Origin of the sequence: Actinomadura sp. 6N118, from assembly GCF_044326415.1 — a bacterium.
Classification (GTDB): domain Bacteria; phylum Actinomycetota; class Actinomycetes; order Streptosporangiales; family Streptosporangiaceae; genus Spirillospora.
In genome coordinates, this window is record NZ_JBIRAZ010000013.1 from 1 (window position 1) to 22839 (window position 22839).

24 protein-coding genes and 1 tRNA gene are annotated in these 22839 nt (G+C 70.7%); 14 read left to right on the forward strand and 11 right to left on the reverse strand.

Going from position 1 to position 22839, the window contains the following annotated elements; all coding sequences use genetic code 11:
- Window positions 1-59 precede the first annotated feature (59 nt).
- From ACH34W_RS30645 to ACH34W_RS30655, 3 genes are all read right to left on the reverse strand, one after another.
- Window positions 60-1145 carry a glutamate--cysteine ligase gene (locus ACH34W_RS30645; protein WP_395964603.1) on the reverse strand — a complete coding sequence of 362 codons (1086 nt, stop codon included), beginning with the start codon at window positions 1143-1145 and terminating at the stop codon, window positions 60-62.
- Between the two features lie 72 nt (window positions 1146-1217).
- Complete coding sequence (locus ACH34W_RS30650; RefSeq protein WP_395964604.1) at window positions 1218-1403, reverse strand: hypothetical protein; 186 nt, start codon at window positions 1401-1403, stop codon at window positions 1218-1220.
- A 13-nt stretch (window positions 1404-1416) separates the two neighbouring features.
- Window positions 1417-1626: an HGxxPAAW family protein gene (locus tag ACH34W_RS30655; RefSeq protein WP_395964605.1), complete on the reverse strand. Its 210-nt coding sequence runs from the start codon at window positions 1624-1626 to the stop codon at window positions 1417-1419.
- A gap of 197 nt (window positions 1627-1823) precedes the next feature.
- Here ACH34W_RS30655 and ACH34W_RS30660 point away from each other — a divergent pair, with 197 nt between their 5' ends.
- From ACH34W_RS30660 to ACH34W_RS30695, 8 genes are all read left to right on the forward strand, one after another.
- Window positions 1824-3653 carry a methylmalonyl-CoA mutase family protein gene (locus ACH34W_RS30660; protein WP_395964606.1) on the forward strand — a complete coding sequence of 610 codons (1830 nt, stop codon included), beginning with the start codon at window positions 1824-1826 and terminating at the stop codon, window positions 3651-3653.
- Window positions 3650-5860: a methylmalonyl-CoA mutase gene (gene scpA / locus ACH34W_RS30665; RefSeq protein ID WP_395964607.1), complete on the forward strand. Its 2211-nt coding sequence runs from the start codon at window positions 3650-3652 to the stop codon at window positions 5858-5860. The genes ACH34W_RS30660 and scpA overlap by 4 nt, the downstream gene beginning before the upstream one ends.
- 7 nt (window positions 5861-5867) lie before the next feature.
- Complete coding sequence (gene meaB, locus ACH34W_RS30670) at window positions 5868-6848, forward strand: methylmalonyl Co-A mutase-associated GTPase MeaB (RefSeq protein WP_395964608.1); 981 nt, start codon at window positions 5868-5870, stop codon at window positions 6846-6848.
- A gap of 80 nt (window positions 6849-6928) precedes the next feature.
- Window positions 6929-7903: a GNAT family N-acetyltransferase gene (locus tag ACH34W_RS30675; RefSeq protein ID WP_395964609.1), complete on the forward strand. Its 975-nt coding sequence runs from the start codon at window positions 6929-6931 to the stop codon at window positions 7901-7903.
- Window positions 7904-8006: 103 nt separating this feature from the next.
- The gene (locus ACH34W_RS30680) at window positions 8007-8912 is read left to right on the forward strand and encodes a hypothetical protein (RefSeq protein ID WP_395964610.1); all 906 of its coding nucleotides are present in this window, start codon (window positions 8007-8009) and stop codon (window positions 8910-8912) included.
- Between the two features lie 117 nt (window positions 8913-9029).
- Window positions 9030-9100 (forward strand) — tRNA-Asn (locus ACH34W_RS30685).
- 14 nt (window positions 9101-9114) lie between these two features.
- The gene (locus ACH34W_RS30690; RefSeq protein WP_395964611.1) at window positions 9115-9564 is read left to right on the forward strand and encodes an HNH endonuclease; all 450 of its coding nucleotides are present in this window, start codon (window positions 9115-9117) and stop codon (window positions 9562-9564) included.
- 162 nt (window positions 9565-9726) lie between these two features.
- Window positions 9727-10734 (forward strand): coiled-coil domain-containing protein, encoded by a 1008-nt coding sequence (locus tag ACH34W_RS30695; protein ID WP_395964612.1) that lies wholly within the window; start codon window positions 9727-9729, stop codon window positions 10732-10734.
- Window positions 10735-10799: 65 nt separating this feature from the next.
- Here the strand turns inward: ACH34W_RS30695 and ACH34W_RS30700 are convergent, their stop codons facing one another.
- Together ACH34W_RS30700 and ACH34W_RS30705 are read right to left on the reverse strand one after the other, a co-directional pair.
- Window positions 10800-12194, reverse strand: a complete 1395-nt coding sequence (locus tag ACH34W_RS30700) for an ATP-binding protein (RefSeq protein WP_395964613.1) — start codon at window positions 12192-12194, stop codon at window positions 10800-10802.
- Between the two features lie 52 nt (window positions 12195-12246).
- Window positions 12247-13893, reverse strand: a complete 1647-nt coding sequence (locus tag ACH34W_RS30705) for an FAD-dependent oxidoreductase (RefSeq protein ID WP_395964614.1) — start codon at window positions 13891-13893, stop codon at window positions 12247-12249.
- Between the two features lie 194 nt (window positions 13894-14087).
- Between ACH34W_RS30705 and ACH34W_RS30710 the strand changes: the two genes are divergently transcribed.
- On the forward strand, window positions 14088-15146 hold the full coding sequence (locus ACH34W_RS30710; RefSeq protein ID WP_395964615.1) for a Gfo/Idh/MocA family oxidoreductase: 1059 nt from the start codon (window positions 14088-14090) through the stop codon (window positions 15144-15146).
- Here the strand turns inward: ACH34W_RS30710 and ACH34W_RS30715 are convergent.
- A complete protein-coding gene (locus tag ACH34W_RS30715; RefSeq protein WP_395964616.1) occupies window positions 15140-15979 on the reverse strand; it encodes an endonuclease/exonuclease/phosphatase family protein in 840 nt (279 codons plus the stop codon). The two genes, ACH34W_RS30710 and ACH34W_RS30715, sit on opposite strands and share 7 nt — an antisense overlap.
- Before the next feature lie 215 nt (window positions 15980-16194).
- Complete coding sequence (locus ACH34W_RS30720) at window positions 16195-16989, reverse strand: class II aldolase/adducin family protein (protein ID WP_395964617.1); 795 nt, start codon at window positions 16987-16989, stop codon at window positions 16195-16197.
- Between the two features lie 131 nt (window positions 16990-17120).
- On the opposite strand from ACH34W_RS30720, the gene ACH34W_RS30725 reads away from it, so the two are divergent.
- The 5 genes from ACH34W_RS30725 to ACH34W_RS30745 all read left to right on the forward strand — a co-directional run bounded on the left by ACH34W_RS30725 (window position 17121) and on the right by ACH34W_RS30745 (window position 20535).
- Window positions 17121-18230 carry a helix-turn-helix domain-containing protein gene (locus ACH34W_RS30725; RefSeq protein WP_395964618.1) on the forward strand — a complete coding sequence of 370 codons (1110 nt, stop codon included), beginning with the start codon at window positions 17121-17123 and terminating at the stop codon, window positions 18228-18230.
- Between the two features lie 46 nt (window positions 18231-18276).
- Window positions 18277-19140: an LLM class flavin-dependent oxidoreductase gene (locus ACH34W_RS30730; protein WP_395964924.1), complete on the forward strand. Its 864-nt coding sequence runs from the start codon at window positions 18277-18279 to the stop codon at window positions 19138-19140.
- 96 nt (window positions 19141-19236) lie between these two features.
- Window positions 19237-19767: a TetR/AcrR family transcriptional regulator gene (locus ACH34W_RS30735; RefSeq protein ID WP_395964619.1), complete on the forward strand. Its 531-nt coding sequence runs from the start codon at window positions 19237-19239 to the stop codon at window positions 19765-19767.
- Between the two features lies 1 nt (window position 19768).
- Entirely contained in the window at window positions 19769-20098 is a 330-nt protein-coding gene (locus ACH34W_RS30740) for a DMT family transporter (protein ID WP_395964620.1), read from the forward strand.
- Window positions 20095-20535 carry a DUF5360 family protein gene (locus tag ACH34W_RS30745; RefSeq protein ID WP_395964621.1) on the forward strand — a complete coding sequence of 147 codons (441 nt, stop codon included), beginning with the start codon at window positions 20095-20097 and terminating at the stop codon, window positions 20533-20535. The genes ACH34W_RS30740 and ACH34W_RS30745 overlap by 4 nt, the downstream gene beginning before the upstream one ends.
- Here the strand turns inward: ACH34W_RS30745 and ACH34W_RS30750 are convergent.
- From ACH34W_RS30750 to ACH34W_RS30765, 4 genes are all read right to left on the reverse strand, one after another.
- The gene (locus tag ACH34W_RS30750; RefSeq protein WP_395964622.1) at window positions 20468-20857 is read right to left on the reverse strand and encodes a YkvA family protein; all 390 of its coding nucleotides are present in this window, start codon (window positions 20855-20857) and stop codon (window positions 20468-20470) included. The genes ACH34W_RS30745 and ACH34W_RS30750 overlap by 68 nt on opposite strands.
- A gap of 18 nt (window positions 20858-20875) precedes the next feature.
- Complete coding sequence (locus ACH34W_RS30755; protein WP_395964623.1) at window positions 20876-21433, reverse strand: hypothetical protein; 558 nt, start codon at window positions 21431-21433, stop codon at window positions 20876-20878.
- Window positions 21434-21490: 57 nt separating this feature from the next.
- The gene (locus tag ACH34W_RS30760) at window positions 21491-21883 is read right to left on the reverse strand and encodes a VOC family protein (protein ID WP_395964624.1); all 393 of its coding nucleotides are present in this window, start codon (window positions 21881-21883) and stop codon (window positions 21491-21493) included.
- Window positions 21884-21974: 91 nt separating this feature from the next.
- A complete protein-coding gene (locus ACH34W_RS30765; protein ID WP_395964625.1) occupies window positions 21975-22832 on the reverse strand; it encodes a helix-turn-helix domain-containing protein in 858 nt (285 codons plus the stop codon).
- Window positions 22833-22839: the final 7 nt, after the last annotated feature.

A 22839-nucleotide genomic window follows, 5' to 3' on the forward strand; every position in this document is an offset into this window, starting at 1 on the left:
CCCCCGCCGCCCCCGCCCCCGCCGCCGCAGCCGTCGCCAGGTGCCGGATCGAATCAGGCTTATGGGGAGAGTGCGGCGCTGTCCACCACGTCGGTCAGGCGTTCTCGGCGGCGGTAGGCGGCTCGTTGGCGGTCGGCGCCTGTGCCGGTGGTCAGGAGGCGGCGCATGCCGGTGGCTGCGTGGTCCAGATCTCCGTTGTCCTGGAGTGCGTCACGCACGTGGACGAGGAGGGCGGCGGCCAGGTCGCGCTGGGCGGCGGGGCGGCCGGTGAACGTGTCGATGCCCTTTCCGGAGAGGCCGTCGCGGGCCGCGAGCCAGCAGGCGGCGCGGAGGATCTCAGGTGCGGGGTCGGGCGCGGTGGCGCCGGTTTCGATGGCGGTGACCGACTGCTGGACCAGGGCGCGGATGAGGACGGCGAAGAGCACGGCGTCGTCGGAGGTCAGCGCGACGTCGGCCAGCCTGATCTCGATGGTGGGGAAGCGGGTGGACGGGCGGACGTCCCAGAAGAGGGTCGCCGCGTCCATGAGGGCGCCGCTGTCGAGGAGCTTCTCCACGGTCTCGTCGAAGTGAGTGAGGGAACGGAAGAAAGGTGGTGGGCCTGCGACGGGCCAGCGTGCCCATGACATCACGCGCCAGCACGCGTGGCCGGTGTCGCGGCCCGCCCAGTAGGGGGAGTTGGCGGCGAGGGCCAGGAGTGTGGGGAGCCAGGGACGGAGATGGTTGCTCACCTCCACCGCGAGGGCGCGGTCGGCGATGCCGACGTGCACGTGGCAGGAGCAGATGCTCATATCGTCGTCGAGCGCCCGGTAGTGCGCCAGGCTGTCGGCGTAGCGGGGGCCGCGGCTGATCGGCGGCGGGATCGGCTCGCCGAGGACGGGGGTGCCGGTTGCGGCGAGGAGCAGGTCCTCGGCGGCGGCCGCGGCGGCCATCGCGGCGCGCATCGACCGGATCTGCTCGTCCAGCTTGGTGAGATCGTCGCAGGGGGAGGTCTTCGCCTCGGCCGAAGTGGCGATCAACTCGGTGGAGACGCGGTCGCCGAGGTCGGCGGACGCGCGTGCCACGACCACGGCGGCGCGGGGAACGATCCGTCTCGACACCGGGTCGACGACGAAGTACTCCTCTTCGACGCCGAATCTGAGGGCCATCCCACCACCTCTGCTCCGGTCGCCGCGGGCGGCCACGCCCTCTCGACGTTACGTGGTGGGGGGAGGGCTCCGCTAGCCGCCCGGCTCGAAGAAGATCATGACGAACGCGGCGAAGTGCGTGAACACGACCATGGCGATGCCGAAGATGAACAAGTTCCTGGCCACGGCGTGTTCGAAGTACTTGCCGGGCTTCAGCGGCCCCAGCTCGCGCTGCCGGGCGGCGATCCGCTCCTCGAGCGGGGGACGGTTGAAGATCATTGGTTGAAGGTCATTACTGCCGCGGCTCGTCCACGACGACGTCGCTCATGATGTCGACCGCCCAGGCGATCACACAGCCGATCAGGACGACCGCGGAGCCGCCCCAGAACATCGGCCAGTTGGGGCCGAGGACGAGCGCCACGCCGCCGACCGCGAAACCGATGAAGATGATCGTCACCGCGACCCAGGACTTCGGCCGTCCTGCGTGGCTGCCACTCGACATGCGTGCTACCTCTTACCTTGTGAACTGATTACCTTGTGAACGGACCCTGCTGCGGAAAACCTTAGCAATGGGCGCCCTGAACGCCGATCCCGGGTTAGCGGACGGCCGTTCGGGCATTTGTGGCGTACGTCATAGACTGGCTGGTCAAGGGGACCCCGCTCGACATGACAAGTACGCGCTCGCTTACCATCCCTGCCATGACGGTGCCGCCTGAAGAACTCGATCTGGCCGCCGCCTTCCCCCCGGCTGAGCGCGACCGGTGGCGGGAGATGGTGAAGGGTGTGCTGCGCAAGTCCGGCGCAGCGGCCGACGACACGCCCCTGGACGAGATCGAGGGGCTCCTGACCCGCGACTCCTACGACGGCGTCCCGATCGCCGCGCTCTACACCAGGGACGACACCGCGCCAGGCCGTCCCGGGCTGGCGCCGTACGTGCGGGAGGTGCGCCCGGAGGGTGAAGGCCTGGCCGGCTGGGACGTCCGGCAGCGCCACGTTCATCCCGATCCGGCCGTCACACGGGAGGCGATCCTCGCCGACCTGGAGAACGGCGCGACATCGGTGTGGCTGACGCTCGGCGCGGCGGGCCTGCCGGTGGCGGGGCTGCCTGAGGCGCTGCGTGGTGTCTTCCTTGATCTGGCGCCGGTCGTGCTGGACGCGGGCGGAGACACCACCGAGGCGGCCGAGAGATTCCTCGCATTGGCCAAGGAGCAAGGGCATGCGGCGGAGGTGTCCGGCAACCTGGGCGCCGATCCCTTGGGCCTGAGGGCCCGCACGGGTGGTCCCGAGTGGGACCTCGGATGGGTCGCGGAGCTGGCCGCACGATGCGTACGGGAGTTCCCGAAGCTGCGCGCCGTCACCGTGGACGGCACGGTCTACCACGACGCGGGCGGCAGCGACGCGGAGGAACTCGGCGCCGCGGTGGCCGCCGGGGTCGCCTATCTCCGGGCGCTCACCGAAGCGGGACTGGGCATTGACGAGGCGTTCGGGCAATTGGAGTTCCGGCTGGCGGTCAACGCCGACCAGTTCCTCTCCATCGCCAAACTGCGGGCTGCCCGGCGGTTGTGGCAGCGGGTCGCCGAGGTGAGCGGTGCCGCTGACGGCACCGTCATGCGCATCCACGCGGTCACGTCGTCGGCGATGATGACCCGCCGCGATCCGTGGGTGAACATGCTCCGCACCACCGTGGCGACGTTCGCGGCCGGAGTCGGTGGCGCCGACGCGGTCACCGTCCAGCCGTTCGACGCCCGGCTGGGACTGCCCGACGACTTCGCCCGGCGTATCGCGCGGAACACGCAGACGCTCCTCCTGGAGGAGTCGAGCCTGGCGCGCGTGGTCGATCCGGCGGGCGGTTCGTGGTACCTGGAGCGGCTCACCGAGGATCTCGCGCAGGCCGCGTGGACGTGGTTCACCGAGATCGAGAAGGCCGGGGGACTGAGCGCGGCCCTGGGGTCGGGCCTGGTCGCGGGCCGCCTGGCTGCGACCTGGGCACGGCGCCGTAAGGACATCGCGCGCCGGAAGGCCCCGCTCACCGGGGTGAGCGAGTTTCCCAACCTGAACGAGAAGCTGCCCGAACGATCTCCGGCCCCCGAAGAGCCGGACGGCGGCCTGGCACTCGTACGGTACGCGCAGGACTTCGAGACGCTCCGGGACAGATCGGACGCGCACGCCGAGGCGACGGGCGCCCGGCCCAAGGTCTTCCTGGCCACCCTCGGGCCGATCGCCGTGCACACCGCGCGCGCCTCGTTCGCCGCCAACCTCTTCCAAGCGGGCGGGATCGAGACCGTCAGCGGGACGCCCGAGGAGTTCGCGGGCAGCGGCACGACGGTGGTCTGTATCTGCTCAAGCGACAAGCTCTACGCGGAGCAAGCGGAGGAGGCCGCACGTACGCTGAAGGACGCTGGCGCAATCAAGATATGGCTCGCGGGTAAGGGTTCCTACGACGGCGTGGACGCGCACGTCTTCGCCGGATGCGACGCGGTCGAGGTACTGGAGACCACCCTCCACGATCTGGGAGTGAGCAGCCGATGATCCCCGACTTCGCCGAGATCGAGCTCGGCACGCCGGGCTCCGCCGACGACGCCGCCAAACAGTGGCGCGCAGCCGTCACCGAGGCGACCGGGCAGGACCCGGACACCCAGACGTGGGACACGCCGGAGGGCATCGGCGTCCGGCCGCTCTACACCGGCGACGACCTGACCGGCCTTGACTTCCTCGACACCTACCCCGGCATCGCGCCGTACCTGCGCGGCCCGTACCCCGCCATGTACGCGACCCAGCCATGGACGATCCGCCAGTACGCGGGGTTCTCGACCGCACAGGAGTCCAACGCGTTCTACCGGCGTAACCTCGCCGCCGGGCAGAAGGGCCTGTCGGTCGCGTTCGACCTGGCCACGCACCGCGGCTACGACTCCGACCACCCGCGCGTGGCGGGCGACGTCGGCATGGCCGGGGTGGCGATCGACTCGATCTACGACATGCGGCAGCTCTTCGACGGCATCCCGCTGGATCAGATGAGCGTGTCGATGACCATGAACGGCGCGGTGCTGCCCGTGCTGGCGCTCTACATCGCGGCCGCGGAGGAGCAGGGGGTGGCGCCCGAGCAGCTGGCCGGGACCATCCAGAACGACATCCTCAAGGAGTTCATGGTCCGCAACACCTACATCTACCCGCCGGTGCCGTCGATGCGGATCATCTCCGACATCTTCGCGTTCACGTCGCAGCGGATGCCGAAGTACAACTCGATCTCGATCTCCGGCTACCACATCCAGGAGGCCGGGGCCACGGCCGACCTGGAGCTGGCCTACACCCTGGCCGACGGCGTCGAGTACATCCGGGCGGGCCGTGAGGCGGGCCTCGACATCGACGCGTTCGCGCCCCGCCTGTCGTTCTTCTGGGCGATCGGCATGAACTTCTTCATGGAGGTCGCCAAGCTGCGCGCGGCACGGCTGCTGTGGGCCAGGCTGGTCAAGCAGTTCGACCCGCAGAACGTCAAGTCGCTCAGCCTGCGCACCCACTCGCAGACGTCGGGCTGGTCGCTGACCGCGCAGGACGTCTTCAACAACGTGGCGCGCACCTGCATCGAGGCGATGGCGGCGACGCAGGGCCACACCCAGTCGCTGCACACCAACGCGCTCGACGAGGCGCTCGCGCTGCCGACGGACTTCTCGGCCCGGATCGCCCGTAACACCCAGCTGCTGTTGCAGCAGGAGTCCGGCACGACCCGCACGATCGACCCGTGGGGCGGCAGCGCCTACGTCGAACGGCTCACCTACGACCTGGCTCGGCGGGCCTGGGCCCACATCGACGAGGTCGAGGCGGCCGGGGGCATGGCCAGGGCCATCGACGAGGGCCTGCCCAAGCTGCGCATCGAGGAGGCCGCCGCTCGCACCCAGGCGCGCATCGACTCGGGTCGTCAGCCGGTCATCGGCGTCAACAAGTACCGGCCGGACGCCGACGAGCAGATCGAGGTCCTCAAGGTCGACAACGCGTCGGTGCGCGCCCAGCAGATCGAGAAGCTGCGGCGGTTGCGCGAGGAGCGTTCAGAGGAGGAGACCCAGGCCGCGCTGGCCGCGCTCAGCAACGCCGCGCAGGCAGCCGAGGACGGCACCCGTCCCGATGATCTCGCGCACAACCTGCTCGCGCTGGCCATCGACGCCGCCCGCGCCAAGGCCACCGTGGGCGAGATCTCCGACGCGCTGGAACGGGTGTACGGGCGGCACGCCGCACAGATCCGTACGATCTCCGGCGTGTACAGGGAGGAGGCGGGCCAGGTGCGCGCCATCGAGAAGGTCCGTGCCGCCACCGCCGAGTTCGAGGCGGCCGAGGGCCGGCGGCCGCGCATCCTGGTCGCCAAGATGGGCCAGGACGGCCACGACCGCGGCCAGAAGGTCATCGCCACGGGCTTCGCCGACCTCGGTTTCGACGTGGACGTGGGCCCGCTGTTCCAGACCCCGGGCGAGGTCGCCCGCCAGGCGGTCGAGGCCGACGTGCACATCGTCGGCGTCAACTCGCTCGCCGCCGGGCACCTCACGCTGGTGCCCGCGCTGCGCGAGGAACTGGCGGCACTCGGCCGGGACGACATCATGATCGTTGTCGGCGGGGTCATCCCGCCCCAGGACTTCGACGAGCTCCATGCCGCCGGGGCCGCGGCGATCTTCCCGCCCGGCACCGTGCTCGCGGACGCGGCGCTCGGACTGCTGGAGGAGCTGTCGGCCAAGCTGGGACACGCCGCGTGAGCGACACGTGAACTCACTTGAGGACTACGTCAAGGGTGTGCGGGAGGGCTCCAGAGCGTGGATCGCGCGCGCGATCACGCTGGTGGAGTCCAGCCGCCCCGACCACCGGGAGCTCGCCCAGCGCCTCCTGGTCGAACTGACCCCGCACGCCGGGGAGGCCCGGCGGGTGGGCATCACGGGAGTCCCCGGCGTCGGCAAGTCCACGTTCATCGACGCGCTCGGCACCAACCTCACCGCGGCCGGGCACAAGGTGGCGGTGCTGGCCGTCGACCCGTCCTCGACCCGTACGGGCGGCAGCATCCTCGGTGACAAGACGCGCATGAACCGCCTCGCCGTTGATCCGAATGCCTTCATCCGGCCGTCGCCCACGGCCGGGACGCTGGGCGGCGTCGCCAAGGCCACCCGCGAGGCGATGGTGGTGATGGAGGCCGCCGGGTACGACATCGTCCTCGTCGAGACCGTCGGGGTCGGCCAGTCGGAGACGACCGTCGCCGAAATGGTCGACTCGTTCCTCTTCCTCACCCTCGCCCGCACCGGCGACCAGCTGCAGGGCATCAAGAAGGGCGTTCTGGAGCTCGCGGACGTGATCGCCGTCAACAAGGCGGACGGCCCGCACACGATGGAGGCCAAGAGGGCGGCCCGTGAGCTGGCCGGCGCGCTCCGCCTCCTCCGCAGCGACGAACGCCTCCGCGACATCCGGGTGCTCACGTGCAGCGCGAAGGAGAACACCGGCCTCGACACGGTCTGGCAGCACATCGTCGACCACCAGGACCGCCTCAAGGAGGCCGGCGAGCTCGACGCGCGCCGCCGGCGGCAGCAGGTCGGCTGGACCTGGGCGCTGGTGCGCGATCGCCTGCTGACCGAGCTGCACGAACATCCCGCCGTCCGGGAGCTCGCGCCGGAGCTGGAGGTGCAGGTCGCGGAGGGGAAGCTCACCCCCGCTCTGGCGGCCGAACGCATCCTCGCGGCGTTCACTCGGCGGTCCTGAAGGCCGGTCCTGGACGGATTCGGGTCATGGGTTAGGCCGGGAGAGACTCGTGCCCGCTCGGAATCCGCTACAAAGGGCGGATGGACGTCATCGCGGTCGATGATCCGACGGACGAACAGATCCGGCAGTGGCACGCCGTGCTCCTCGCGGTGCACGCCGACGACCCGGACGGAGACGCCCCCGAGCCGGACCACACGGCCGCCCGGTTGCTGGGCGCCGAGCAGAGCTCACGGCAGCGGTTCTGGGCGGCCGTCGAGGACGGAGAGATGATCGCCGTGGCCGTCCTCCGGCTCCCGGGGGAGCCCGGCGCCGACCGGCCGGGCGAGATAGACATCCGGGTCCGCCCCGACCGGCGCCGCGAGGGGCTCGGCACCCGGCTGCTCACCGAGGCGGCCGGCGGCCTGCGCGCCGACCGCCGTTCCAGCGTGCTGGCCCAGGTCTCGGCGGGGACCCCGGCGATCCCGTTCCTGGAGTCACACGGCTTCCGCTGCGTCCTGACCCTCAGCGGGCTCATGCTCCACCTGGACGACGTACCGGCGGAACGCGTCGCCGAGCTCGTGGCGGCGGGCCCGGCGGGCTACGAGCTCGTCCGCTGGCAGGGCGTCGTGCCCGACGAGTACGCCGCCGCCCTCGCCCGCGCCAAGGACGCGATGGCCGACATGTCAGCGTACGAGGGCGTGCCCTGGGACGCCGACCGGGTCCGCGAGATGGCCGAGATGGTCAACAAGCGCGGTGACGCCCTCTACACGGTCGCCGCCGTCCAGGGCCCTGCCGTCGCGGGCTTCACGGAGATCGTCGTGCCCGCGCTGGGTCCGGAACGCGCCGCCCAGTACGACACGGCCGTCGTCCCCGAGCACCGCGGGCGCAGGCTGGGCATCTGGGTGAAGGCCGCCATGCTGGAATGGCTGCGGCACGAACGCCCGGAGGTCCGCGAGATCGAGACCGACAACTCCGGCGACAACGTCCACATGCTCGCCGTCAACGAGGAACTGGGCTTCCGCCACCAGCGCGAGTCCCGCGAGTACCAAGCCTCCGCCGGCGACCTCCCAGCCTGAGTTATCCCCAGAACGGCGCTCTAGTGCGCGGGCTCCGGCTCGTCACCCAACCTGGTCCTACCCGCGGTCAAGCGGACCGCCGCAGGAGCAGGAGGCCTCGCCGATGGCCGAGATGGTGACGAGCCGTTTCCTTGTCGTGACGAACGAGCGCATCACGCCCGGCATCGGATATCTCAAGGAAGCCTTGCCCAAGACCGGTTTAGCCCGTACGGCCCGTACCCTCCTGGGTTCGCCGCTGCTAAGCATCGACCGTGCGCAGGCCGCTCCCACCCAGTGGAGTTCTCGCCTTCTCCACTTGGGCGGGGCACCCGACGGGCTCCAGCAGGTGATCGAAGCTCGCCACCACGTTCTTCTCACGTCTGTTGCCGCTCCCTCCGATCAGCCCCGGCACGCCCAGGCGGCCCGCCTGGTGGCGCGGGTGCTCGCCGCCGCGATGAGCGGCAGCCTGGTCGATCTCGACTCCCATCAGGTGCTCGCCTCCTCGACCACCACTGAGCCGGAGCGTTTCGTGCTGGGGAACGAATGGGTCGGCGTCCTCGTGTCCCTGGCCGACGATCGGGATGTGGAGCACTGCATCAGGGTCGGCACCGCGGGCATGCACTGTTTCGGCCTGCCCGAGGTCATGGCCTCTGAAGTGCCCTATGGGCATATGCTCACGGCGGTCAACATTCTGCGTGCGCTCGCGTTCAGGCTCCTCTCCGACGGCGGTCTCGCCGCGAAGTTCACACTCGAAGCAGGCGACCTCCTCCGCTTCTGGGGCGCCCGTCCCGGCCGAGCGGGTCGCCTTCCGCTTCGACTCGCTCCGGCGGAATCCGACTGCCCCGACTGCAGCACGGCCTTAGCGGTCCTCCCACCCACCCGGCGGGGCGCAGGCCTGAAGGCGCCCCCGTCCATCGGGTGCGGCACGGACCGAGATACCGTTCCTCCCACTGGCTGGGGCGATCCGGTCTGGTGGGAGGAGAAGGCGGGGAAGGCGATGCCCAAACTGATGTCCGCCGCTCCGGAGTGACGGCGCCGTCCGCCCGCCTGCCGCGATCCGGCGGGAAAATCCGTTGCCGGGTTTGGTCCGGATGGGCACCCTAATGGTGGTGCCGGAAAACCGGAACCCCAGGAATTGTCTGGTCATTCCTCTGTAGTTCAAAGGCAGAACGCCGCACTGTTAATGCGGATATCCAGGTTCGAATCCTGGTGGAGGAGCGAGAGGAGGGGAGGTGGTGGCAGTGACGGTGCTCGTTCTGAACGCCTCGTACGAGCCGTTCCAGAAGGTCGACCTGCGGCACGCCATCCGCATGCTGGTGCGCGGGGTGGCCGTCGTCGAGGAGGCGGAGGAGGGCCGGACGTTCGGCCACTTCCCCGTGCCACGGGTGCTGAGGCTCGTCCGCTATGTCGCCATGCGCTGGCGGCACGGCAGGCGCCCGCCATGGAGCAAACGGGGCGTCTACCTGCGCGACAAGGGCCTGTGCGGCTACTGCGGGAAACGCGGCCACACGATCGACCACGTGCTCCCGCAGTCGCGAGGCGGTGCGGACACCTGGCACAACACCGTGCTCGCCTGCGGGAAGTGCAACAACCGCAAGGGCAGCCGAACGCCCGAGGAGGCGGGGATGCGGCTGCATCTGGAGCTGCGCATCCCGCGCTGGGAGGAACTGGTCGGACTTTAGCGGCCGGACCGCGTCCATTTGGGGCGGTCCGGCTGTCTTTTTACGGTAGGGTCGCCCTTCGGTAGTGTCCATGTGACGCTGTGTGGTTAGTGGAACTCCTGAGGCAAATTGGCCGATTGTGGTAGCGTTCCGCCAATCTTCTGGACGATACGGAGGAGATCAGTGGCGGCCCTCGACCCCCTCGGCAGAAAACGGCGCACCGCCGGCGGACGTTCGCTGAGCAGACGCTGCGCGGCCCTCGCCGTGGTTGTGGCGGTCTCGGCGACGTTGCCCCCGGCGTCCAGCGGCGCGGTCAGCGTCCCGGCGGCACCCAAGGACCTCAAGAAGGAGTACGCGAAGCTCAAGAAGCGCGCGGACGCCCTCAACAAGGAGTACCGCGGTGAGCTGATCTCCCTTGACCAGGCCAAGCGCGCCGCCGAGCGGGCCGGCCTGGAGTCCGACCGGCTGACCCGAGAGTTCGACACGGCCCGGGCCGACCTGAGCCGCTTCGCCGCGTCCTCCTACATGAACGGCCGGTTCGAGACGATCCCGATGGTCACCTCCGGCGACCCGAGTGCGGCCATCCGGGACATGACCGTGGTCGAGCACCTCTCCCGCAACACCGTCCGGCGCCTCGAGAGCCTGGAGTCCCTGGCGAGCCAGGCCACCCGGTCCCAGCAGGCGGCGCGCGCCAAGCTGGCCGACGTGCGCAAGGAGATCGACGAGCTGGAAGGGCAGCGAGAGCGGGTCAAGAAGCTGCTCGTCAAGTACAAGCCCGAGGTCCCCACCACGCCCGGCCGACCCGACGGCGCCCCCAAGACCAAGTCCCCGCTCATCGGCCCGTCCATGACCAGCCGCATGCGCACACTGATGCTGGCCATCGACAGCAGGTTCGGCCCGTTCCCCGCGATCGGCTGTTCCCGCCCCGGTGACCCGCAGGACCACGGTTCAGGGCGGGCGTGCGACTTCATGGAGAGCACCGGCGGCCAGATGCCCAGCTCGGGGGCCCGCGCCCACGGTGACGCGGTCGCCCAGTTCGTGATCAGCAACGCCTCCCGCTACGGCGTGAAGTACGTGATCTGGCGCCAGCGCATCTACGACATGCGCGGTGGCGGCGGCTGGAAGTCCATGTCCGACCGCGGCAGCGTCACCGCCAATCACTACGACCACAACCACGTCTCCGTCCTCTGAGACCCATGTCTGGACAGGCCGGATTCCTCTACTCCTGCTCCCCCCGAGCAACACCACCCCACGGGCTAGGCGTCGGTTAGGGGGAGGAGCACCTGGAAGCGGGTGTTGCCGGGCTGGGACTCCACGCGGATGTCGCCGTTGTGGCGGTCGACGACGATGCGCCATGAGATGTCCAGGCCGAGGCCCGTGCCCTGGCCGACGGGCTTGGTGGTGAAGAAGGGCGTGAAGACCCGGGCCAGGTTCTCCTCGGAGATGCCCACGCCGGTGTCGGCGATCTCCACCAGGGCGCGGTCGTTCTCCCGGGCGGTGCTGATGGTGAGGGTGCCCTTGCCGTTCATGGCGTAGAGGGCGTTGACGATCAGGTTGGTCCAGACCTGGTTGAGCTCGGCGGCGTAGACGGGCACCTCGGGCAGGTCGGGGTCGTAGGACGTGACCACCCGGACGTTGCCGATCTTGCGCTTGAGCATGGTGAGCGTGCTGTCGAGGAGCTGGCGCAGGTCCACACGCTGGTGCGGCGCGCGGTCGAGCTGGGAGTACTGGCGCGCCGAGTCCAGGAGGGCGGTGATGCGGCCCGTGGCGTCGGAGATCTCCGCCTGGAGCTGGCCGACCTCGATGATCTCGGCGAGCCAGCGGATGGCGGCGGGGAGCTGGCGGTCCCCGGCGACGGCGGCGACCTCCTCGGCGTCGGCCACGCCGAGCCCGCTGGCCACCAGGCCGGGCGCGAGCTCCCACGCGCCGTCGACGTCGTGGTCCTCCAGCCAGTCGCCCAGCTCGTCCTCGGCGTCGCTGATCTCCAGTGGGGTGCGGGGGCGGGCCTGCGGCAGGGTCTCGCGCAGGTGGACGAGCTTGCCGAGCCGTTCGCAGTCGACACCGGCGGCCGCGAGGTCGGCCAGCCGCTTCTGGGCGGAGACGAGCCGGTCGCCGAGCTCGGCGCTGGCGCGCGAGGCCGCCGCCGCCGGATTGTTGAGCTCGTGGGTGAGGCCGGCGGTGATCGTGCCGAGCGCGGTGAGGCGTTCCCGCTGATCGACGATCCGCCGGGCGTTGCTCATGCCGAAGAAGATGCCCTCCAGCAGGTGCGTCGCCATCGGGAACCACTCGCGGACCGCCTTGCCGAACTTGCGGGCGGGCAGCGCGAACATGCGGGTGGGCTGGATGGCGCGCAGTGTGTGCGCGTACTTCTGCTCGATCCCGCCGTCGAGGTACGCCATCACGGCGCCCCCGTACACCCCCGGGTTGGAGCCGCGGGTCAGCTCGGCCTGGTGCTCGCGGATCAGCTGGGAGAGCGAGATCTCGCCCTCCAGGAGGACGAAGAGGAACTCCGCGGGGTCGCCCTGCGCGCAGATGATGTCGCCCTCGGCGTACGTGCGCACCGAGCCGTAGGTGGAGAGCCAGATCAGCTGCTCCTCGTCGAGATGCTCGAAGAGGAAAAGCGGGCGCAGGTCGTCGGGCGTGATGGTCATGGCGCCGCCTTGTCTGGACTGAGGAGGGAGCGGCGGAGCCGTCGTGGGCTCTTCATGACTGCTCCAGGTAGCGGTGGACGAGTGCGACGGCCATGGCTCCGTCGCCGACCGCGGAGGCGACCCGTTTCATCGAGTCCGCTCGGACGTCGCCCGCGGCGAAGACGCCGGGCACGCTCGTCTCCAGGTGGTAGGGCTGGCGGTGGACCGGCCAGCCCGGTGGGCGGAGGCCGTCCGCGACGAGGTCGGGGCCGGTCAGCACGTAGCCGCGCGCGTCCCGTTCGACCACGCCTTCGAGCCAGTCGGTGCGGGGCTCGGCGCCGATGAAGACGAAGAGCCAGTGGGCGTCCACGATCCGTTCGCCGTCGGGGCCCGCGAGCGTGAGCCGTTCCAGGTGGTCGGTGCCCTCGCCGGAGACGACGACGGTCTGGGTGTGGACCTCGATGTTGGGGATGTCGGCGATCTGCTGGATCAGATAGTGCGACATCGACCTCTCCAGGCCTGCGGCCCGGACGAGGATGTGCACGCGCTTGGCGACGCGGGAGAGGTTGACAGCCGCCTGCCCGGCCGAGTTGGCGCCACCGACGACGTACACCTCCTCGTCGGTGCAGCTGGACGTCTCGGCCATCGCCGCGCCGTAGTAGACGCCGACGCCGACAAAGTCGTCCAGGCCTGTCGCGTCCACCCGCCGGTAGGAGACCCCGGTCGCCAGGATGACCGCGTGGGCGGCGATCTCGGTGCCGTCGGCCTGCCGGACCACCCGGGCCTGGCCGCGCGTCTCCAGGCCGGTGACCTTGCCGGTGGTGATCAGCTCGGCGCCGAACCGCTCGGCCTGGCGGCGGGCGCGGTCGGCGAGCTGGGCGCCGGAGACGCCGTCGGGGAAGCCGAGGTAGTTCTCGATGCGCGAGCTCTGACCGGCCTGCCCGCCCGAGGCGTGCCGTTCGATCAGCACGGTGCGCAGGCCCTCCGACGCCCCGTACACCGCCGCGCCCAGCCCGGCCGGGCCGCCCCCCACCACGATCAGGTCGTAGAAGTCGGCCTCGGGGACGGTGGACAGGCCGACCGCCGCCGCCAGCTCGGCGTCGGTGGGGGCGGAGAGCGTGGTGCCGTCGGCGGTGACGACCAGCGGGAGCTCGGGGTTGCCCGCGGCCTTGAGCAGCTCAGCGGCCTCCGGGGCGGTGTCCAGCAGCCAGGTGTAGGGCACCTGGTTGCGCGCCAGGAAGTCGCGGACCTGGTACGAGCGGTTGGACCAGCGGTGCCCGACCACGCGCAGCTCGCCGGGCGTGGTCCGCTCGGTCCGCAGCCATGCCTCCAGCTGCGAGTCGATCACCGGGTAGAACTTCTCGTCCGGCGGGTTCCAGGGCTTGAGCATGTAGTGATCGAGATCCACCACGTTGATGGCGCGGATCGCGGCGTCGGTGTCGGCGTAGGCCGTCAGCAGCACCCGCCGGGCGTACGGGAACAGGTCCATGGCCTGCTCCAGGAACTCCACGCCCGTCATCTCGGGCATCCGATGATCGGCGAGCAGCAGCGCGGTGTCGTCCCCGCGCAGCCGGAGCTCCCGCAGCGAGTCGAGGGCCTGCGGCCCGGACTCGGCGCGTACCACCCGGTACATCTCGGCGTACCGGCGGCGCAGGTCACGCGCCACGGCCCGGGACACCCCCGGGTCGTCGTCCACGGTCAGCAGCACAGGCTTGGACAACACCCAACTCCCTGGTCTTCTCCTGATCGCGTTCTCCGCGATCCCGTCAAAGCCTACGTCGCCGGACGATCCGTGCGGAGTCCTGATCCTGAACCCGGCCAAACGCCTGCAGGCCCGCACATGCCGCTCCGGCGGCCCGGGCCGATGTCGCCCCGGTGGCACGCGCGGGAGGCGGCATCGGCAATGATCAGACCATGGATCTGCGCGTTGCATTGATCGGCTATGGCACCGGCGGCGCGGTCTTCCACGCGCCGCTGATCTCCTCGGTCCCCGGGCTGCGGCTGGCCGCCGTGGTCACCTCCGATCCGGGACGCCAGGCGGCCGTCCGCGAGCGCTACCCGGAGACGAAGATCCTGGACAGCGCGGACCGGCTGTGGGAGGCCACCGGGGTGTACGACCTGGTGGTGGTGACCGCCCCCAACCGCCTGCACGTGCCGCTGGCCCGGGAGGCCCTCAGCTGCGGGATGCCGGCGGTCATCGACAAGCCGGTGGCGGCGTCGGCGGCCGACGCGCGGTCGCTCGCCGCGCTGAGCGCCGTCCGCGGGCTGCCGGTGATCCCGTTCCACAACCGGCGGTGGGACGGCGACTTCCAGACCGCCCGGACGCTGATCCGGGACGGTGCGCTGGGTGACGTGCGGCGCTTCGAGTCGCGCTTCGAACGATGGCGGCCGCAGGTCAAGCAGGGCTGGAAGGAGAGCGATGACCCCAGGGACGCCGGCGGGATCCTGTACGACCTGGGCTCGCACCTCATCGACCAGGCGATCCACCTCTTCGGCCGGCCGCGGCAGGTGTACGCGGAGATCGACGTCCGACGGCCGGGCGCGGCGGCCCCCGACGACGCGTTCGTCGCGCTGGCCCACCCGGGCGGGGTGCGGTCCCACCTCTGGATGAGCGCGACCGCGGCGCAGCTGGGGCCGCGTTTCCGGATCCTTGGCAGCCGCGCCGCGTACACGGTCCGCGGGCTGGACGGCCAGGAGGACGCCCTGCGCGCGGGCGCGACTCCGCAGGACCGGGGCTGGGGCGTCACGTCGCCCGAGGCGTACGGGCGGATCGGCACGCCCGGTGACGAACGCGCCCAGCCGACGGAGCTGGGCGCGTACCAGCAGTTCTACGCGGGTGTCGAACGGGCCGTCCGCGGCGAGGCGCCCCCTCCGGTCACGCTCGCCGACGCCATCCTCGGACTGGAGGTCATCGAGGCCGCCCTCCGTTCGGCCCGGGACGGCCAGGTCACCGAGCCGGTCGCCGGTCAGTAGCGGAGGTCCGCCAGGACCCCGTAGTGGTCGGATGCGAAGACGCCGTCGACAGGCTCGGTGCCCAGAAGCCGGCAGCGCACGGGGTGACCGGCGCCGCCCGCCCGCGGCCAGGCGGAGAAGACGTAGTCGATCCGGCGGTCGGGGAAGAGCACCGGGCGCGCCCACGGATTGGTGTTGGCCCAGGTGTGCCCAGGAGTGCCGTCGCCCGCCAGTTCCCAGGCGTCGTAGAAGACAAGCCCCGGGGCGGACACGGCGGTGCGGCCCGTGAGCATCCGGATCTCGTCGCTGTCGGGCCCGGCGTTGAAGTCCCCGCAGAGCACCACGGGCGCCGACGTGTCGGCCGCCTTCCGCACGTACGCGCCCAGGTCGCGGACCTGGCCCTGGCGCTGGGCGCTGTGCCCCAGCTTCCAGCCGAGCCCGATGCCGAACACGTGCACCGGCCCGCGCGGCCCGTCGGCCCGCGCGTACACCGCCAGGCCCGAGTCCCAGCCTTCCTGGTCGCCGAGCCGTTGCCGGCCCACCCTGGAGAGCGCCCAGCGAGACATGATCAGGATGCCCGACATCCCGCCGTCTTCCGAGCCGTCCTCAGGTGAGCCGAGGAAGGCGTGGTGGGGCAACCCGAGAGCAAGCTTCAGCCGTTCGGCCTGGGTGTCGTCGTAGCTCTCCCAGGCCTCGTTGAGCACCACCAGATCGGCCGCGGCGGCCTTCAGCACGTCGAGGATCGCCCGTTCGCGTTCGCGCCACGGGCCGTACCGCGACCAGACGTTCCAGGTCGCCACCCGCATGGTGGTCTCGATCAACGGCCCGTATGGCTGGTCGATGTCGTAGCCCATTCCATGAGCGTTTCACCGCCCGGCACGGCATTCCAGCCTCACCGGCCCCGATCCGGCCGCGTTGTGCGCACAGCGAAAACCACCGCGCGGAATCTGTCCGAGGCGCACAAGCCTCCAGCCAGATGTTGTGATTTGCTCAAGATTGTCGGGCTCACACCGGCAAAGAAGCGAGACCCGGACCGACGCCCCCGCGGTCCGGGTCCGCGCTTGATCGGTCAGTCGAAGAGGTCGGGCTGCTCGCGGGTGATCTGGTCGTACAGCGGCTGGTAGTTGATCCAGCCGACGAGGTCGTTGCCGATCTGTGAGTGGGTCAGCTTGGCGTTCTCGGGCTCGATCGGGACCACCGGCCCGGCGGCCTTGGCCAGCAGCTGCACCTGGCACGAGCGCTCCATCGTGATGAACCACCAGGCGGCGGCGTCGACCGTCTCACCCACGGTGAGCAGGCCGTGGTTGCGCAGGATGACGGCCTTGTGGTCACCGAGGGCGGCGGCGATGCGCTTGCCCTCCTCCAGGTCGGTGACGACGCCGGTGTAGTCGTCGAAGAGCCCGTGGTCCTCGTAGAACGCGCAGACGTCCTGGGTGATGGGCTCCAGCTTCTGGCCCAGCGCCGAGATCGCGCGGCCGTGGGTGGAGTGGCTGTGTGCGGCGGCCACCACGCCGGGGCGGGCCTGGTGCACCTGCGAGTGGATGGCGAAGGCGGCCTCGTTGACGGGGTAGCGGCCCTCCACCACCTGGCCCTGGTGGTTGACCAGGATCAGGTCGCTGACCTTGATGTGCTTGAAGGACATGCCGAACGGGTTGACCCAGAAATGGTCGGTGTGCTCGGGGTCGCGGGCGGTGATGTGACCGGCCACGCCCTCCTCGAACCCGAACTTGCCGAAGATCCGCAACGCGGCCGTGAGCCGTTCCTTGCGGTGCCGGCGCTCGTCCTCGACGGTGTCGAAGGACGGGGGCAGCCGGAAGATCAAGTCGGTCGCCAGCTTGTCGAGGAACTTCTCTTCATCGGACACGGGGACACTCCTTCGATTGTCTCGTACCACCAAACATCATCCGCGGCCACGTCGCCTAGGCTGGTTTGGTCCAAGCAAGAGGGTGGCCGTTGTCCGATGCGGACAATGAGCGAGGCGAGGAGGGGGCGGCCATGGCGTCACCGGACCCGTTCCTCAAGCTGCTGCTGGAGCGGAGCAAAGACCCCGCTCTGCTGGACACCACGGTCCGGGCCGCACGGAGCAAGTCCGAGCTGGTCGCGGCCCTGCCGGAAGAAGAGACCCAGCGCCACACCCAGGCACTCCTCAGCGGCGTGCTGGCCGCCCTGGCCAGCGGTGAGCCCGGCGAGGACGTGTTCCGGGCGGCGGAACGGCTCGGCTCGGATCGTGCCCGGCAGGGGGTCCCGGTGGCCGCGCTCCTCGACGGCTTCCAAGCGGGCCGGTCGCACCTGGTCCGCCTGCTGATCGACGAGGGACGCGACCTCGGGGTGCCTGCGGGCGCGCTGCTCGACGGCGTCACCCGGATCGACGACATCACCACCGCTCTCGTCCACCGCATGGTCCACGCGCACCGCGTCGCCGAGCTGGAGATGGCCCGCACCGCGCGGGAAAGCCACATCCAGATGTTGCGCCAGCTCCTGCACGGCGAGTACGAACCGGTCCTCGCCCCGCTTGATCCCGCCGTCCCGTACCACTGCGTGGTCTCCGACGTCAGCGACCCGGCCGTGGCCGCCGGGATCGAGGCCGCCCTGACGGCGACCGGGCACGGACTCTGCGGGCTCGTCGACGGACGGCTGGCGGCACTCGTCACCCGATTGCCGTCGTTCCCGCCGGACACCCCGCTCCTGGTGGCGGCCCCGGCGGTGCCTCCCGCCGAGATCGCGCCGCTGTACGAGCTCGGACGGCGGGCGTTGCGGGCGGGCCGCACAGCCGGACTGCACGGCCTGCGGAGCCTGACCGACCTGGCGCTGCTCACGGTCACCCAAGCGGAGCCCGCGCTCGGGCGGCTGCTGGCCGGCGGCCTGCTCGGCGAGCTCAACGCCGACGACCCGTTCCACCGGGAGCTCGCCGAGACCGCCCTGGCCTATCTGGACCATGGCGGCCGGATCGACGACACGGCGGGCGCGCTGCACGTCCATGGGAACACGGTGAAATACCGGCTCCGGCGCCTACGCGAGCTGACGGGCCGCTCGCCGTCAGACGCCGCCGGAGTGGAGTCCGCCGCGCACTGGTGGTGGGCGTTGCGCAGCTGGCTCGACCGTTGATGAAATCCTGACTTCAACACACATTCCAGGGGGCGTCTTGAGCCAGGTGAGGGTCAGCACGGTCATGTGGCCGACGGAGTCGTGGCCGGAGGCGGGCACGCTCTGGCGCCGCGCTGAGGAGCTGGGGTTCCACGCCGCGATGGTGTACGACCACATCGCCTGGCGCGGGATCACGCCCTGGTACGACGCGTACAGCACGTTGTCCGCCGCGGCGGCGATCACCTCGCGGATCCGGCTGGGCACGCTCGTCACCTCGCCCAACTTCCGCCATCCGGTGCCCACCGCGCACGCGGCCAAGACCATCGATCACATCAGCGGCGGCCGGTTCACGCTGGGGATCGGCGCGGGCGGCGCGAACCGCAAGTCCGACGCCGGCATCCTCGGCGACGAGGAGTGGACGCCCCGGGAACGCGCCGGGAGGTTCGCCGAATGGACGGACCTCATGGACGCGCTGCTGCGCGGGGGCGAGGTGACTTTCGAAGGCACGCACTACTCGGCTTGCGAGGTGCTGACCTCGCCGGGGTGCGTCCAGCGGCCACGGCTGCCGTTCGCGATCGCCGCCACCGGGCCGCGCGGACTCCGGGTGGCCGCCCGTCAGGGCGACCTGTGGGTCACCACCGGCAGCCGCAAGCTCCGCCACGACCCGCAGGAGGCGGTGCGCCAGCAGCTGGAGGGCCTGCGTGAGGCGTGCGAGGCCGAGGGCCGCGACCCGGGCGAGCTGCGGCGGCTGTTCCTCACCGGCTTCACCGAGGAGCCCTGGCTGGAGTCGCCTGAGGCGTTCGCCGATCTCGCCGGCCGTTACGCCGAGCTGGGCATCACCGACATCGCCCTCCACTGGCCGCGTCCCGGCACCACGTGGGACGCCGACATGAAGGTCTTCGAAGCCGTCGCGAGCGCGCACCGCGGTTGAGTCGCCCTTTGGGTGAACGGCTGGAGTGAACGACTGGATCACCGGTCTCCGCTGGGCTAGGCTCGGTACCGACCGTCTAGACGGTTTGGAGGCTTGATGAGGGACCGGATCCTGGATGCCGTCGAACGAATGCTCGTCACGGGCGGGGCAGACGCCGTCAGGCTGGACGCCGTCGCCGCCGAGGCCGGGGTCAGCAAGGGCGGGCTGCTCCATCACTTCGGGTCCAAGCGCGCCTTGGTCGAAGGGGTGCTCGGCCGGCTGGTGGACCGGTTCGAGGCGGAACTGCCACCGCCGGGATCCCCGCCGGGCGCGTTCACCCGGGCCTGGCTGGAGGCGACGATCCCAGTGGACGACGTTCCGGCGCGGGACCGGTTCGACCAGGTGTCGGTGGCGCTGCTCGCCGGGATGTCCGGCGGCCCGGAGGTCCTGGGGGCGCTGCGGCGCTGCTACGAGTTCTGGCAGCGCCGCATTGCCGACGACGGCCTCGATCCGGCGACCGCCACTCTCGTGCGCCTCGCGGTGGACGGGTGGTGGATGGCGCGGCTGCTCGACCTGGCCCCGCCGCGCGACGACCTCCACCGGGAGGTCCGCGCCCGGCTGAGCGAACTGATCCCTGGAGGGGACTGAAGTGCCGTACGTGCTGCTCGGGCTGGCCATCGCCACCGAGGTGACCGCGACCCTGTCGCTGCGGGCCTCGGAGGGGTTCTCGAAGTTCGGCCCGTCCGCGATCGTGGTGATCGGCTATCTCGTCTCGTTCCTGTTGCTGGCCAAGGCGCTGACGGCGCTGAACGTGGGCCCGGTCTACGCGATCTGGTCGGCGCTCGGCACGGTGGGCGCCTTCGCGGGCGGCGTGCTGCTCTTCGACGAGCCGGTCAGGCCGGTGGCGATCATCGGCGCGGGCATCATCGTGGTCGGCGTGATCGTGATGAATCTCGGCGGCGGGATGAGCCACGGATGAACGAGCGGATCCTCGGGCCGACCAAGGTGGCCATGCTGCTGACCGATGTGGGCTTCCTGCTCTACTGGGTGGTCGCGTGCGGCGGGCTCATCCCGCAGGACCTGGCGTACAAGGACTACGCCGATCCCATCCTGAGCGACTGGAACACCTCGTTCCTCCCGCTCGATCTGGCCGCGAGCCTGACGGGGCTGGCGAGCCTCTGCCGACCGCGGGGCTGGCAGACGCTGATGACGGTCTCGCTCACGTTGACGAGCACGGCGGGCCTGCAGGCGATCGCGTTCTGGGCGTTGCGGGGCGACTTCTCGCTCACCTGGTGGCTGCCGAACCTCTTCCTGTTGCTGTTCCCGCTGCCCTTCTTGGCCGCCGTGCTCAGGCCTGGCGGCCCTGCGCGTCAAGGGCCTCGCGGCGGCGGCGACGGCGTGCGGCCTCCTGGCTGAACGCGATGACCAGCCACGTCAGGGCGGTGGCGTCGTCGACGATCCCGAACGGGAGCAGCGGGTCGGGGACGATGTCGATCGGGGACACGATGTAGACCACCGCGGCGATCATTGCGGCGATCTTCCCGGTGCTCGTCCGGTAGTACGCCTCGACCGCCGAAGGGCCCTTTGCGCGGTCCTTCGAGCGGCGGCGGAGCCGGAGGATCCCCGTGACGACCGACACCGCGCCGAGTGTCATCAGGACCGTGCCCGCCACGTCGAGGTCTGTGGCGAACAGCAGAATCGTGCCTGCGAGGAGAAGGGGAAGACCGAGCCAGACCATGGGCACCACCGTATGTAGTTACATCCGGTATTGCCCGCCCTCCTCGCCCCACTCGCCGAACGGCGGAATTTCCCCCGAGTCCATGGCCGCGCACGCCTCGTCGCCCAGGCGGACGAAGATGAGCCGCCGCACGCCCAGCCGCCGGGCCGCCTCCGCGGTCTCCTCCACGTCGCAGCCTTCCGCCCCGGCGAACACCAGATCGGCCGCCTCCGCCCAGTCGGGCAGCTTGACGAACTCCGGCGCCCATACCGCGGCCCGGTGGCCCCGGGTGATCTTGTAGCCGTGCACGCCGGCCCGGGGATGCGCGACCGGCAGCGGATCGACGTGCAGGGTGCCGTGGCAGTACGGCGCCACCGTGGGTTCGAGCATCTCGGACTCGTGGGCGATCCGGTGCAGGTCGTCGCGGAGGGGCCCGTGCTCGTCGGTGACCAGCCAGGCGTGCACGTTCTCCGGCGGCTCGGAGCCCGGGCCGCCGTCGAGACCCACCCGCGTGTGGCCGTACTCGACCAGCAGGCCCGCCGGTGCGAACCGGGGCGACCTGGCCGTCCCGATACCGAGCAGCATCAGCCGTGCCACACCCCGATGGTCACCCCGCCGCGCCGCCGCGTCCAGACCCGGATGGTCGGGGGCGGGTCAATTTCCGGAGGCCGGCCGGTAGGTGCCGAAGCTCCACAGGTGCCCTTCGGGATCACGCACGGTGTAGCCGCGGCTGCCGTAGTCCTCGTCCTTGAGTGGCCGGACCACCTCCGCTCCCGCTGCGACGGCGCGCTCATAGTGCGCGTCGGGGTCGTCCACGATGAGATAGAGCCAGCAGCGCCCTGTCCGGAGGGTGTCGTCCTCGGAGTCCCTCGTCGAGCCCAGCATGATCATGCCGCCTTCGCCCCAGGCCAGCTCGGCGTGCGCCACCGTGCCGTCCGGGCCCTCCGCCACGAAGTGCTCGGTGAGCCCGAAAGCGCTGGTGAGCCACTTGATCGCCGCCGGGGCGTCGTCGTAGCTCAGGGCGGGGAAGACCGTCGGTGCCGTCATGATTCCTGTCTCCTTTCGCTGTTGTGCCGTTGCTGACGACGGTAGGAGCCTGCCTACGGGGCCGTATTGGACGAATGAGACCTGCCGCGGGTCAGGGTGCCATGCGGGCGGTCGTGGTCAGGTATTCGGGGGCCTGACCGGTCAGCAGCTCCGTGGGGGTGCACCCGGCCAGGGCGCGGAACTCGCGGTTGAGGTGGGCCTGGTCGTAGTAGCCGCAGGTGATGGCGATGTCGACCCAGCTCGGCACGCCCCGGGACATGAGCTCGACGGCGCGCTGGAACCGCAGCACGCGGGCCATCACCTTCGGGCTGAGGCCGACCTGCTCCTTGAATCGGTGGGTGAGGTGCTTACGGCTCCAACCCACCTCACCGGCGAGCACGGCCACCGGCGTCTGGCCGTCGGTCGAGGTGAGCAGGCGCCAGGCCTCCCGTACCTCGGGGTCGGGGGAGGGGCCGACCTCGAGCCGCCGGAGCAGGAACGCGTCGAGGAGGTCGAAGCGGTCGCCCCAGCTCGGCGCCTCCTGGAGCCGGTCCACGAGCGCGGGCACTTCCGGGCCCAGGACATCGGCGAGATCGACGGCCAGGTTGGTGAGGTGGCCCATCGGGACGCCGAGCAGCGTGTAGGCGCCGAGCGGGGTGACGTCGAGCTGGATGCCGCGCTGTCCGCCCTCGTGCTCGTACATCCCGTGGCCGTCGTGCATGCCCGCGATGAACGAGTCGTAGGCGGTGGGGCGCGCCGCCGGGTCGGGTACGTGCAGGAGGAGCGGCGGGCCGAGGTTGACGATGATGACCGTGTGGCGGGTGGGCAGGGTCCGCATCCGGCTCGGGACGACCCGGGACTCCCAGTAACCCTCGTACATGTTGAGGAACGGGCGCAGCGCCGCATGGGGCCGGCTCTCTGCCAGCCGAAAGTCGCCATGGCTCTCGAACCGGACGGGCCTGTCGCTCACTCTCCCA